At 69.6% G+C, this 14,159-nt stretch carries 5 protein-coding genes; 4 read left to right on the forward strand and 1 reads right to left on the reverse strand.

All coding sequences use genetic code 11. The features are described 5' to 3' along the window. The first annotated feature begins 3 nt into the window (after positions 1 to 3). On the forward strand, positions 4 to 7,857 hold the full coding sequence (locus ABD212_RS07970; RefSeq protein WP_344093150.1) for a hypothetical protein: 7,854 nt from the start codon (positions 4 to 6) through the stop codon (positions 7,855 to 7,857). 123 nt (positions 7,858 to 7,980) lie between these two features. Here ABD212_RS07970 and ABD212_RS07975 read toward each other — a convergent pair whose 3' ends face one another. Next, the gene (locus ABD212_RS07975; protein ID WP_344093152.1) at positions 7,981 to 8,733 is read right to left on the reverse strand and encodes an AfsR/SARP family transcriptional regulator; all 753 of its coding nucleotides are present in this window, start codon (positions 8,731 to 8,733) and stop codon (positions 7,981 to 7,983) included. A 533-nt stretch (positions 8,734 to 9,266) separates the two neighbouring features. Between ABD212_RS07975 and purD the strand changes: the two genes are divergently transcribed. The 3 genes from purD (at position 9,267) to ABD212_RS07990 (ending at position 14,155) form a co-directional block, all read left to right on the forward strand. Then, complete coding sequence (gene purD / locus ABD212_RS07980) at positions 9,267 to 10,538, forward strand: phosphoribosylamine--glycine ligase (RefSeq protein WP_344093154.1); 1,272 nt, start codon at positions 9,267 to 9,269, stop codon at positions 10,536 to 10,538. Positions 10,539 to 10,627: 89 nt separating this feature from the next. Then, on the forward strand, positions 10,628 to 13,666 hold the full coding sequence (locus tag ABD212_RS07985) for a CHAT domain-containing protein (RefSeq protein WP_344093156.1): 3,039 nt from the start codon (positions 10,628 to 10,630) through the stop codon (positions 13,664 to 13,666). Between the two features lie 81 nt (positions 13,667 to 13,747). After that, the gene (locus ABD212_RS07990; RefSeq protein WP_344093159.1) at positions 13,748 to 14,155 is read left to right on the forward strand and encodes a CU044_2847 family protein; all 408 of its coding nucleotides are present in this window, start codon (positions 13,748 to 13,750) and stop codon (positions 14,153 to 14,155) included. Positions 14,156 to 14,159: the final 4 nt, after the last annotated feature.

Raw genomic sequence — 14,159 nt, forward strand, 5'->3', positions numbered from 1 at the left:
CCCATGGCATCGACCGCGGGAACGCCTGGCGCCGAGACCACCGCGAACGCGGACTCCGGTCGCTCCCGCGCGTTCGCCGCCGGCCGCCCGCCCAAGCAGCCGCTCGCTGAGAGGCACCCCGCCGAGACCGAGCGGGTGGCCGCCCCGGCGCGCGCGCCCGCAGCCGTCCGGCAGGGCCGAGCGCCCGAACGGCCGAGCATCAGCTACCGAGCGCACCGCCCGCCGCCCGCCGAGTCCGGACCGGCGGACGAACTCATGCGGCTCCTCGTCGAGCAGCTCTCGCCGCTGCTCGGGCTCGACGCGGCGCGCGTGGCGATCGGGGTGACGGCCGACTCCGGCGAGCCGCGGGGCGCGGCATCCGCTCATCGGGTCGCCGTGTCGGGAGACCCTCACGATCCGCGGATGAAAGCCGTGGTCGCGCACGAGCTGGCGCACGTCCGTCAGCACGACAACCGGGAACTGCAGGGAGACGCGGGCGACACCACGGCGGCCGAAGCCGAGGCCGCGGGCATCGCGCTCGCGATCGCGGAGGGGCGAGACCCGTGGATGCCGCGCGCCCGACTGCCGTCCGGTCGCACCGCTCGCGACACCGACGTGCAGGGCGTCGCACCCACGACGGCAGCGCCCGAGACGGATCCGTCGACCGGGAAGAGCACCACACCCGACCTCGCCGGGCTGGAGCGTCAGCTCGACGACTTCGTCGCCGTCAACCACACCGCGGACGTCCGCACCATCAGGGATCTGCTGGATCACCCCTGGACCCAGAACACCTCCGGGATGGTCGAGAACGCGCTGCGGGTGCTGTCCGGCTTCCCCTTCGTGATCGCACGGGCGCTCGTGCGCGCGATCCCCTGGGCCGACCGCCGTAAGCTCGCGCAGCTCGACGACGACCACCACTCCGCGTACCCCGAGGCGGCAATCGCCGTGCTGTCAGCCCTCACCGCGAAGGAGCTCGTCCTGCTCGCCGACACCGAGGTGGTGCTCAACGGCACGCCATACCCGGGACCGGCCGCGGCCTTGAAGAACGTGCAGCCCGAACGGCTGTCGCCCGTCGCCCGTCGTGCGCTGCTGGCGACGCTGCGGCGAGCAGGGGCGAAGACACTCACGAAACTCACCGACGGGCCGCGGCGAGATCTCTTCCGCTCCCTGCTCGAGTCGCCTCCGGATGCCGCGACCGACGAGGCCGAGCTGCGCACCGCACTCGCCGCCGAGAAGCAGCGCTCGGCGTCGACGCTCACGAGCGACGGCATCCTGCGCGATCGACTCGAGAAGCTGCTGCGCGACGGCGGCCGCGAGAACGCGAAGGTCGCGCTCACCGCGCTCGCGCCGGTGTGCGGCATCCCGTGGCCGATCTCGCAGCCGGCCCCTGAGCCGGCTGTCGTCCCCACGAAGACCCCGCCGAGCCTCCAAGACCTGCGCACCGCGATCGCCGCCGCCAAGCCCACCGGGGCCGGAACGAACGCGCCCCCCGAGACGATGCCCGCGCTCGTGGGACTCGTCGCCGCGCTCGATGCACAGGGGCTGGTCGCCAAGCTCGTCGAGGGACTAGACGAGGAGGATCGCCGGGATGCCGCCTACGGAAAGGTGCTGCGGGTGGTCCTGGCCGCTCGGAGTCCGCTGGCGAACACATCGCGCGCGATCGAGCTGCTCTCATACGGCATCTTCGACTGGGCCGTGCGGGACTGGGAGACCCGCCTGGCATACCTGCTGGTGCGCAGCGTCCCGATCGCGGCGCAGGACTCGTGGCGGCAGCTCGACAACGGCAAGTGGTACGGCCGCCTGATCGACAACCTCCCGCAGGACATGTGGGACACCGGCGAGTACACCGGCGTCGGCTCGGAGTACTCGACGGGCGGTGTGAACCTCGGCGTGCCCGAGACGATGCTGCTCGGCTATGCCAAGGGGTTCATCGAGCTCTGGAACGCGCACCACGACCTGATGCTGGCGAAGTGGATCGTTCGCAACCTGCTCGCGCTCGACTTCGGCGGCGACGCCAACCCCTGGATCCGGGGCGACCCCGCGAAGGACCTGGCGCTGCGGACAGCGGTCATCCGCCGCCTCGACGCCCTGCAGGGACTCAACCCGATCATCGCGAAGCTGCCCGACGACTACCTGCTCGGCGAGAAGACCAGGCAGGAGCTGCTCGATCTCAACCAGCTGCGCGACCCCATCCCTCTGGTGCGTCAGGCACTCGCCCTCATGCCGGGGATCTTCGGATTCCTCACCTTCACCCCGCACGACGCCTGGATCGCCCTGCAGGCGCTGCGAGCGCTCTCGCCCGCCGCGCAGCAGCAGTTCGCCGTGCAGAACCCGAAGGTGTGGTCGACGTTCTGGAGCGGACTCACCGACGAGATGCGCCGCACCCTGCCGTCCACGCTCGCGAGCGGCCGGGATCAGCGGCTGCCGACCAAGGCGGCCCTGCGGGAGCGGCTCAGCGACGAGCGCCTGTGGACCGAGCCGAACGCCGGAGTGCTGCGCGCCCTCGTCGACCTGGCTGTGGCCGCCGACGACCGGTTCTGGGTCTTCGAGCTGACCCGGCGGCTGCGCGTCGACCTCAAGCTCCAGGAGGCTCCCCGCCTCACCGCGGTGATCCACGACTTCGGGCTCTACAGCGAGGCCGAGAAGCGCACCGTGTTCGTGCCGCGTCAGATCGAATCGAGCCATGTGCCCAGCGGCATCCGTTCTCTGGGGGTGATCGCGAAGGGCCTCGCGCTGCTGGCCTATCACCTCTTCGCCTCGGATGCGCAGATCTCGCTCTTCGGCAAGACCATGCACGTGAAGGGCTTCGACCTGGGCGACGTCCAGTGGATGATGGGCGGCGACATCATCGACGGCGTCACGCTCGGCTCGTCCAAGGGCGGAGCGAACCACATCGACCTCGATGCGACCTTCGCCGACGGATTCATCGTCAACCTCGACCTGCCACGGCTCGACGTCGCGGGCGTGAACATGGTGCTTCCCGGCAAGACCTACAAGACCGGGCCGCTCACGATCGAGGGCTTCAAGGCGAGTGCGGGCTTCTCGGACCGCGGATACACACGTCCCGGCTACATCACGGCGAAGTTCAACGCGCTCTCGCTGCGCGACTTCGTCATCGTCGATCCCACGCTTCCGCTGTCGGGCGCCTGGGCGGTCGCCGACCTCGGCGTGAAGAGCCTCGGCTTCAATGCGACTCCGGATGCCGCCACCGACCCATCGGTGAACATCGGACGTGAGCTGCCCAAGGGCACCATCCCGATCCCGGTCTTCGGACCGCTCTTCCAGCTGCTGGCGAACCTCGTCTCGCTGCAGGGCGCCATCCCTTTCGACTTCACCCTGCTCGACTACGCCATGATCCCCCTCGGGATCCCGTTCCCGCTCAGCTCAGCCGTGGCCTACCCGATCAACAAGGCGATCCCGACGCCCACGCCGGCGAGCTACGCCTGGGGCCTCTTGAGCGATGGCGTCCTGCGTCCGCCGTACTCGGCCGCCCAGCGCATCAAGGACTCGACCGCGATGCTGCGGGCCTTCAATGTGCAGTTCGACAAGCTGCAGGTCAAGGGCATCACGATCGGCACCGGGCAGCAGATCGAGTCGCTGACGCTCACCGACGTCAACATCTCGGTGGGGCAGAGCCTGCCGGCGTATCTGCGTGCCGCACTCGCGACGGTGCACGCGGCGCGCGTCAAGGCGATGCCGGACACCCCGCAGGCGATCGAGCTCGAGCAGCGCGAGCGCACCCTGCAGAAGCAGCTCGACGCCGCGCTGGGCGAGGACGCCGCGGACGAGAAGTACCTGCAGACCCTCGAGGGCAAAGACCGGTGGAACCCGGGCTCGCTCAAGAAGAAGGAGCGCGAAGACCTCGTCCGGCTGACGAAGAGGCTGCGCTCGGATGTCGGGCTCGTCGTGGAGGTCGGCTCGATCGCGCTCGGTCCGCTCAGCGGCACCGTCCAGTCCCCCGGCGTCACTCTGAAGGGCATCCACGCGCGCGCCAAGGTCCCGAACGTCGGCGTCCTGCCGTACACGCCCGGCTACCTCGACGACAAGAGCCTCATCGACCAGTTCGTCGAGGGCGGCGCGAAGGTCCCGACCATCGGCGAGCTGGCCAACACCTCGGAGTTCCATCTCGAGATCGACGAGACCAGCCTCGCCAGCACCGACCCCGAGCAGCCCGCCGTGGTTCTGCGCGCCGCCACGATCCCCGACCCCGCCGCGCTGAAGAAGGAGCTCGACGCGCTTCCGTTGATCCCCGGCAACCTCCCCCTCCGGGAGCGGCTGGGCAAGGCTCTGGCGGCGGTGATCGCGCTCGAGGACGAGAAGAGGAAGGCGTCGTCGGCACCCACCGACGAAGCGCGCCGCGCCGCCGAACAGCAGGTGCGCGAGCTGACCGACCGAGCCAGGCGCCTCCTCGGCACCGAGGTCCGCGGATTGAAGTTCGGCCGCATCACCGGCGATCTCGACGCGAGCGGCCGGATCGCCGTATCCCTCAATGACATCGAGGCCACCGGGATCGCCGGGCGCGCATTCGCGATCGACAAGGCGGCAGGCACGGCGTCGGTCGGGCTGTCGGCCGGGGACGTCGATGCCCGGCTCGATCAGGTCGGCGGGCTCTCGCCCGACACACTCGTGACGAAGCTCAAGCCCTCGTACGGCCTCGACGGCCTGACCGTGTCGGGCATCCACCTGGCCGGCGGCTCGATCGGCAGAGTCGCCCTCGGCAAGCTGCGCGGCACACTCGAGACCTCCGAGAAGGGGTATCGCGTGCCGAATCTCACGGTCGACCACCTCGAGGTGGGTGAGGTCGCCATGGGGCGCGACGGCGACGGCATCGTCGCCGAGGCCGTCTCGATCGACGACCTGCGCATGAGCATCGAGGTCACGGTCGGTCGCCCGGCCGGTGGGGACACCACCGTCACGGGTGCCGTCATCCCGACCCTCTCGATCGCGTCTCTGACCGGTCGCGGCATCGTCATGGACAGCCCCCAGTCCGACGGCTCGACGACGCACGTCGCGGCATCCCACGGCACGATCCGCGACATCCGGGGCACCGACATCGCGTTCGCGCCAGGCAGCAAGGGCTGGGAGCTCGTCCGCGCCAAGGGGTCGGTCGGGTCGTTCGAGGATGTCGGGTTCGAGCTCGCGATGGGAGCCCTGAGCAGCCGGACGACCGTCAAGGGCACGCTGACGACCGCAACCAAGCGCACCAGCCCGCAGCCGACGATCACGGCCTCGTACGCCAAGGGCGACGACGGCACCAATGTGTCGCTGAGCGTCCGCGACCTCCTGGCGCTCGGAACCGACGTCACGACCCCCGACGGCAGCCTCACCGTGCGCAGCGTGCGGGTGGCGGCCGACTACGAGAGCGGCCCGAAGGGGGGCCGGGCCACGGCATCCCTCTCCGGTCTCGTGATCGGACCGATCCGCTGGAAGGTCGGCACCGCGGTGCTGAGCGGCGACGGGCCGCTCACGGCGGCGACCGTGACGGTGGCGGCGGTGCAGTCGGCGCCGGTGCCCGCGGTGGGCAAGAAGCCTGCGAAGCCCGCGGCGTGGACGGTGACGGATGTCGTGATCACGAAGCTCACCGGACGAGGACTCAACTGGACGGACAAGCCGCTGTCGATAGACCTGGGCCGCAGCGACAAGGCCGGGACGGGCGAGCCTCCGCTGACGGTGGGCCGTATCCACCTGCGCCCGGCCGCCAAGTCGTTCGAGCTGTCGGACCTCGCGGTGGACGTGGAAGGCAAGATCACCGACACGCTCGGGGTCAAGGGCAGCCTCAAGGCCGACTTCCTGAGCGTCGACATCCTGAAGGGCGACAAGCTGCACGCCGTCGTGCGCGGCGTCTCGGGCAGCGCCTCGCTGAGCGGCGATTACACCGCGACCGTGGAGCTCAGCGGGCTGAAGGGCGCCGCGGTGGATGTCGGGCCCGACGGCATCCGGATCGGCAGCGACGACCCGGCCGAGCCCGGCGGGCTGTTCATCGAGCAGCTGACGGCACGCTCCCTCGACATCAAGGCGGTCGTCGGCGGACACAAGGCCAACCTGCTGACCTGGCTGCCACACGGCGGCGAGCCGGGCGGGCGCGTCGACCTGCTCGGCATCCGGACGAAGGTCCGCATCGACAAGCGAGTCCCTGCCGAGAAGGGCAGGAGTCCCTTCAAAACGCTGGCGTTCGAGAACTTCACCATCGACCGCATCGTGCTGGACGCCCTGCAGGTGGATCTGCCCGACGACGACGTGTCGATCGTCATCCCGCCGTCGAAGACCAAGGGCGACGAGACCTTCATCCGCAACCTCGAGCTGACCAGTCCCATCGGCACGGACAAGACCAAGCTGCATCCCGACTTCACGATCGATCTCGACACCATGAAGATCGAGGGCACCGCATCGATCGCCGAGCTCTCGGCGGGCATCTCGGCGAAGATCAAGGACAAGTTCACCGGGGACGTCCGCATCAGCGCAGGCAAGAGCGACCTCTATCTGTATGCCGGCGGCGGCATGAAGATCGACGTGACGAAACCGCTCGTCGAGATCAAGCGGGCCGCAGACCTCGGCGGCGGTCGGTCGATCCAGGTCGGCAAGCTCGGCGCCGTCCGGCTGGTCTACACGGACGCCGACGGTCATCTGTACGTGGAGAAGCCGTACATCTCCGACCTCGAGTACATCCAGCTCGTGCCCGGCACCACCACCAGGGCCGTGTGGATCAAGGTCAGGCAGGTGGACCTGAAGCAGCTCGACGTGAACATCGCCAAGGGCGTGGCCGTCGACATCCCGTCACTCGACATCACAGACGCGTTCTTCTCGCTGAATCTCGCAACCCTCACCAAGAAGGCTCCCGGCGACGACGACGCCGGGGCTTCGACCTCGACCTTCGATCCGACCTCCATCCGCCCGGTCATGAACGAGATCGACGGCAGCATCCTGGCGGAGATCTACGTGTCCAGCGACATCGTGGGACTCAAGGACATCCACATAGGCACGGATTCCAAGCCGCTCAAGGTGCCGATTGTGAAGGGCGAGGTGGACATCCCGGGCCTCGAAGCCGAGATCAAGGGGGCGATCTATGCCGTGCAGATCGGATCCGGGGTCTACCTCCGGCCCTGGGTGGTCAACGCCGTCGCGAACGACCCGATGCTGGCGATCCACAGCAACGCGCTCGAATTGGGGGTCTACTACATCAACCCCCCCACCGGCGTGTCGAAGGGCAACGACGTCGAGGAGAAGAACCGCCCCAAGACGAAGCTGTGGAAGCCCATCCTGAAGTGGGATCTGCGTGCGGCGGATCTGGCGCGGGCGTACTCGAACAAGTTCTCGCTATGGTCGGCGGTGTTCGACCTCCACTCCGACCCGCCCAAGACCGCCGAGGACATCGCGAAGATGAGCGAGGACGAGCGCAAGAAGTATGACGAGGAGACGAAGGCGAACGAGGATCTCCTGAAGAGCCTGGAGATCCGCAAGCTGGATGCCTCGTTCGACATACGCAACGAGCGTCCGATCCCCATCCCGATCTCGAGCGATTCGCTCAAGGGGTCGATCATGCTCAGCAAGAACTCTCTGCTCAACCTGCACGTCAAGGGCGGCGTCCCCGCCGAGGTGACCCCCGTCGAACGCCCAGGCAGGAATCCCGGCAAGCTCGACCTCGGGTTCGACTTCGTCAATCTGGATGCCGTGAACCTCACGATCTACGACCTCGCCCCGCCCGACAAGAAGGGGGACCCCAAGAAGCTCACCGGGCTGTCGACGCTGCGCACGGGCAAGATCACCCTCGACAAGCTGCAGAACGGCAGCGTGAGCTTCATCGATCTCAGGCACCCGGATCGCCTCACCGGCACGATCCGCAGCGCCCACGCCGAGAACATCTCCTGGACGAAGTACTGACCGGTCCTCACCCGCCGAACCCGTTGGCGCGGCATCCGCACCGCGTGTCACAACCCGCTGCAAGTGCGCACCGCGCACCCGAGAACGCGCCTCCCGAACAGCGACCGCCGCGTCCGACCCCGCTCAGCCCGCGAGCACCTCGTCGACCAGATGCCGCAGCTCCGCCGACGGTCGCAGCGCCAGCTGCGTCCGCAGCAGCTGCTCGTAGACGCGGTACTGCCTGAGCGCCTCGACCTGATTGTGCTCGGCGAGATGCACGTCGATGACACTGCGGTGGGCGCTCTCGCGCAACGGCTCGATGGCGACGGCGGCGAGTCCCGCCAGCAGGGCCTCGCCATATCGGCCGGCGCGCGCCAGCCGTGTGCACAGCGTCTCCAGCGCGTGCAGCCTCAGCTGCCGGAAGCGCTCGCGAGCCTGCTGCACCCACTCGTCGTACCAGTCCGGCAGCAGCTCGCGCGCGAGACCCGAGATCTCGTTCAGCGTCCATGCCATAGGCAGCGGCTCCGTGCCGGAAAGCACGGATCGCGACCACGCCACCGCCTCGCGGTAGTCGATGCCCACCCGAGGATCGAGCGCGAGGTGGACGGGCGTCACCTGCACGAATCCGGGCCCGAGACCGTGCAGCCGCCACAGCGCGGAGCGAAGGCAGGCATTGGCATGCTCGGCATCGCTGTCGGGCCAGAGACTCCCGCTGACGAATCCGCGCAGCACCGGCCGCTCCCAGATCGCCAGGAAGGCGATGAGCCGCTGGCAGCTGGGCGGGAGGTCGAGTGCCTCGGCTCCGGCGGAGCACTCGAATCCGTCGATCAGGCGGATGAGGGCCGCCGGGCTCGCCGTCACAGTCTGGTCGCCGGACGACGCCACGTCGATCGTCATCGCGGAGACCCTGCGCGGCAGCGGAGGTCGGGATGGGATGCGGGGGACGAGGGATCCATGACGGTCGCTCCTCTCGAAGGAGTCCCCAGAGCAGAGTCGCAGGAGGCCGTCGCAGACAGACCCCGCCACGACGGCGGCGCGGCGCGCCACAGGCCGGCTCGCCGGCAGCGCCCGTTCAGTTGTGGTTTGTGGCAGTGCGAGAGGGCGAAGACTCCCGTGCGCGGCGGCGTCGCCGCTGCTCCCCCATCAGTCGTCCCAGACCCGCACGTCACACGCTAGCCCCGCACGCGGCGCTAGCCAATGGGGTACGGCGCGGCACCCGCGGTGCCCTGCCGCTCCCCCTGTGCGATGGCGGGGCGCCCCGGGCGTCCCGGTCTCGGCGCCGAGGTGAGGGTTTGGGGCGCGTGTGGTCCGTTGGGGCGCATTCCGTGCGCCCCAACGGACGGATGGCGCCCCAAACCCCGGGGACCCGTGGCCGGGAACGAGGCGGGATGCGACCTCGCCGCCGCGGGGCGGCTGGGTAGGCTGGCCGGGTGAAGATCCTCGTCCTCGGCTCGGGCGCGCGCGAGCACGCCATCATCCTGTCCCTGCGGGCGGAAGACGCGGCACACGAGATCTTCGCCGCCCCCGGCAATGCCGGCATCGCGCGGGACGCGACCGTCGTCGCCCTCGACCCGGACGACTCCGCCGCGGTCACGATGTTCGCCAACGAGAACGCCGTCGACCTCGTCGTGATCGGACCTGAAGCGCCGCTCGTCGCCGGCGTCGCCGACGGGCTGCGGGAGCGCGGCATCCCGGTCTTCGGTCCCGGAAAGGCCGCCGCGCAGCTCGAGGGGTCGAAATCCTTCGCGAAGCGCATCATGGATGCCGCGGGCGTGCCGACCGGCCGCGCGCTGCGTGCCGCCACCCGCGTCGAGGTCGAAGCCGCACTGGATGACCTGGGCGCACCGTACGTCGTCAAGGCGGACGGCCTGGCCGCCGGGAAGGGCGTGATCGTCACCGACGACCGCGATGCCGCCCTCGCCCACGCCGACGCCTACCTGCCCAGCGGAGCGGTGCTCGTCGAAGAGTTCCTCACCGGCCCCGAGGTGTCCCTGTTCTTCCTCGCCGACGGCGACCACGTGCTGCCGCTGAGCCCTGCGCAGGACTACAAGCGCCTGCGCGACGGCGACGAGGGACCCAACACCGGCGGGATGGGTGCGTACTCGCCCGTGCCGTGGCTCAGCCACTCGTTCGGTGGTGAGGACGAGTTCGTCGATCTCGTGACGCGCGAGGTCGCCGAGCCCGTCATCCGCCGGCTCGACGAAGAGGGGACGCCGTTCATCGGGCTGCTCTACGCCGGGCTGATCCTCACCGAACAGGGCGTGAAGGTCATCGAGTTCAACGCGCGGTTCGGGGATCCCGAGACGCAGGTCGTCCTGCCCCGGCTCGTCGACCCGCTGTCCGAGCTGCTGCTGGCCGCGGCATCCGGCCATCTCGAGGATCAGCCGCGCCCCGCGTTCGCCGACGCGGTCGCGGTGACCGTGGTGCTCGCGAGCGAGGGCTACCCGCAGGCGCCGGTCACCGGACGAAGCCTGAGTGGAGTGGATGCCGCATCCGCCGTCGAAGGTGTGCATCTGGCCCACGCCGCCACGGCAGAAGCGGGCGGCGGTCTGGTCACGACGGGCGGGCGCGTGCTGAACGTGGTCGGGCTCGGCACCACTTTCGCTCAGGCGCGCGATCGCGCCTACCGTGCGCTCGCCGAGATCACCCTCGAAGGGGGCCAGCACCGCACCGACATCGCCGAGCGCGTCGTCGAGCACTGACGCCCATCGCCCGGGGTGACCTCTGCCCACTGCGCTGCCAGGCTTCACCCACCGATCGTTGAGTGCCATCATCGTTGTACAGGGGGCTCATGAGCGCTGTCATCGAACTGGAGCTCGGTGCCGGACCGACACCAGGCACCTTCTCCGTGCATGTCCTGAAGTCGATCGCGGGCGGCGAACCGTCGGCGACGATCTCGCTCGACATCGACGACGTCCTGGACAGCCTGCCGCAGATCGAGTCGAGCATCCTCGCTTCGTCCGTCTCTGCGCGCCGCGTGATGTCGATCCGTGAATCGGCCGTGCAGAGCATCGGCGTCCGCCTCTTCGACGCCGTCTTCACGGGCAGGATCGGCGAGGTCTACCGGGCGAGCAGCGCGGTCGCGTCGGAACGAGGCCTGACGCCTCAGCTGACGCTGCGGCTGACGGCGCCCCGGCTCGCGGCGCTGCCGTGGGAGGCTCTTTACGATTCGGAGGCCGGACGCTACGTCAGCCGCAAGGAGCCGCTCGTCAGGAGGGTCTCTTCCCCCTACGCCGCAAGGCTCGCGCCGGTTGCCGCGCCGCTTCGCATCCTCGCAATGGTTTCGTCACCGCGAGGCCTGGAGGCCCTGGATGTCGAGGCCGAGAAGGAGCGACTCGAGTCAGCTCTCGCGGCGCACATCGCCGACGGAAGCGTCGAACTCGTCTGGCTCGCCGACACCTCCTGGGGCGGACTTCACAGCGAGCTGCTGACAGGGAAGTGGCATGTGCTGCACTTCATCGGGCACGGTGGATACGACGATGCCGCCGACGAGGGACTCATCGCCCTCGTGGGGCGAGACGGTCGCGCCGACTTCGTGTCGGCGAGCAGTCTCGCAGACCTGCTCAACGAGGCCAGCAGCGCCCCTCGCCTCGTCGTGCTGAACTCCTGCCAGTCCGGCTCGACCGGCACGTCGGACCTCTTCGCCGGGACCGCTGCGACGCTCGTCCACAGCGGCATCAACGCCGTCGTCGCGATGCAGTTCGCGGTGAGCGACTACGCGGCGCTCGCTTTCGCGCGGAGCTTCTACATCGCGCTCGCGTCGGGCCGCCGCATCGACGAGGCCGTCCGCAGCGGCCGCATCGGCATCCTCGGGATCACCCGCGACACCCTGGAGTGGATCACCCCAGTGCTGTACCTCGGCGGTGACGACACGAGTCTGCTGGATGCCTCGGTGCCGGTTTCGACCCGGTCTACCGAGCCGGCGGCGGTGGCAGGCCCCGGCTTGATCGCTGCAGCGGACGTCGTGGCGGCGGTACCCGAGCACGTGGCCGGGGCCGCAGCGACCGAGGCGGCGGTGCCCGAGCCGGAGTCGCCTGAGCCTGGGCCGTCGCAACCGGAGGACTCCCAGGTGTCAGGGCCCGAGATCTCTGAGCCGGAAGCGCGTGAGCCCGAGTCGCCCCCACCGGTCGATCAGCCTTCCTCGCACGAACCGACAGCGGATGAATCCGCGCAGGACGAACCCGCAGTTGATGAACCCGGGTCGAGCGAGACGGCGCCCGAACCGAGCCAGGCCGAGCCGCCTGACGTCGAGCGGTCGGCGTTCGGGCCGGCCGCCACCGTGCCCGCCTCGGCGGAGCCCGCGTCGTTCGGACCGGCGCCGGTCTGGCCGGCCACGCCGGAGGCGGCGGCCTTCGGACCGGTCACCTCCCAGTCAGGCCCAGTCGAACCGGCGAAGTTCGGGCCTACGCCGGCGGAGGCGCTTGCGGTGGGCGCCATGTCCGTGCCGACGCACGTGGATCCGCCGTCCGTCGCGGACACGGCGCCGGAGCCCGCCGCGGGCGAACCCGCGCCCGAGCCCGCAGCGACCGATGCGACCCCGGTCGAGCCCGACGCAGCCGGATCCGCCGCGCCCGGGCCGACCACGACGGAACCGGAACCCGTCGACGTCACGGCATCCGAGCCGATCCCGACCGATCACGAACCCGTCGAAGGCACCACCCCCGAGCCGGCGAATGCGGGGCCTGAACCCATCGACACGGAGGCCGCCTCAGCCGGCGCACCCGAACCAGGGACACACGCCGGGATCGCGGCCGCGGCCCTTGGCACCGCGATCGAATCGCCGATCGCCGGCGCGGGCCCGCAAATCCCCGAGGCGGAGACACCCCTGCACGAATCGTCGCCGCCCGACAATCCCCCAACCTCACCGCCCGCGTCGCCTCTGCCGTCCAGCGGCGAACCCCCGGGCGGGCGCGACGCACGACGCCGCCGAATCCTGGTGCTGTCGGCAGTGGGCGGTGCAGCCTTGCTGGCAGCGGGGGCTGTGGCGGCGATCCTCTTCGTCAACGCAGGTGCTGGAACTCGAGGCTCCGGTGCGACAACCGGACCGCAGGCATCTCAGACGTCCGTCGCGCCGACACCGATTCACACTTCGGTCGCGGTACCGGCGGCCGTGGCTTGGACCAAGACCGGGGTCGATTGCGCGCCGGGTATCGTGATCGACGTGGCCGCGACCGGATCGGTGGTCCCCGGCAATGGAATCACGAACGGACCGAATGGTCTGACGTCTGCGTTCCTCGATTCGAACGTCGTCGCCGACGTCCAGCATGCGGCTCTGCTCGGGCGACTCGGCGGCGGCGATCCTTTCTTCATCGGCAGCGAGCGCACCGTGATCTGCCCTGGCGCGGCGGACGAACTGGAACTCGGCATCAACGACAAGGGTGTCGACAACAACGAGGGGACCTTCGACGCGGTGGTGACGACCCGCCCCGACGTCGACCCCGCGAGTCTCGCACTCACGACCATCAAGGTGCCCGGCGCGGTCGCTTGGACCCCGAGCGGCATCACGTGCGTGACCGGCGATTCGTATCGCGTGAGCGCAACCGGCATCGTCACCTTCGCCGGAGCCACGGACGACCAGGATGCCGGTCCGGATGGTCTTCAGCCCGCGCCGGACGGGACGATGCAACCTGGGAACGTCCTCAGGACGGCGTCGCACCGCGGCCTGATCGCCCGAGTCGGAGAGGGCGACCCGTTCGCTGCGGGCTCGTCGGTGTCGATCACGTGCCCCGCCGATGGTCCCCTCGAGTTCGGTCCCAACGATGCGGGCGTCGGCGACAACATCGGCGCCTTCGCGGTGACCATCACCCGCTCCTTGCCCGCATTGCCCTGACCTCACCGGGCGGCTCATTTAGGAACCAGTGCGACACGTCCAACGCGACCACCGCAGCACCACGAGTGACAGAGGAGCACCATGAAACTGGTGACGTATACGACGAGCGATGGCGAGGAAGTGACCATCCAGGTCCCGGATGCCGCGGCCCAGCCCGACCTCGTCACCCGCGGCTGGGGCGGGGCGACGAGCACCGCCGACACCGTGCAGCGGGCCGAGGTCGGACTCGACAGTGCGCTTGCGCGCATTCAACCCGCGGTGCGCTCCCTGATCGCGCAGCTGCGGGCGCAGACCGACAATCCCGATGAGATCCAGGTCGAGTTCGGCATCCAGTTGAGCGTCGGCTTCGGCGCGTTCATCTCTGCCGGCACGACGTCCAATTTCCGAGTGCTCATGACGTGGCATCCGTTGAGTGACCGGATCGCCGCCGAGGCCGAGGTTCCGATCGAACCCGGATCCGCCTATCCGGACCAGCCGATGCTCGGGTGAGCCG

Source organism: Microbacterium deminutum (assembly GCF_039530205.1).
In the GTDB taxonomy this organism is placed as follows: Bacteria; Actinomycetota; Actinomycetes; order Actinomycetales; family Microbacteriaceae; genus Microbacterium; species Microbacterium deminutum.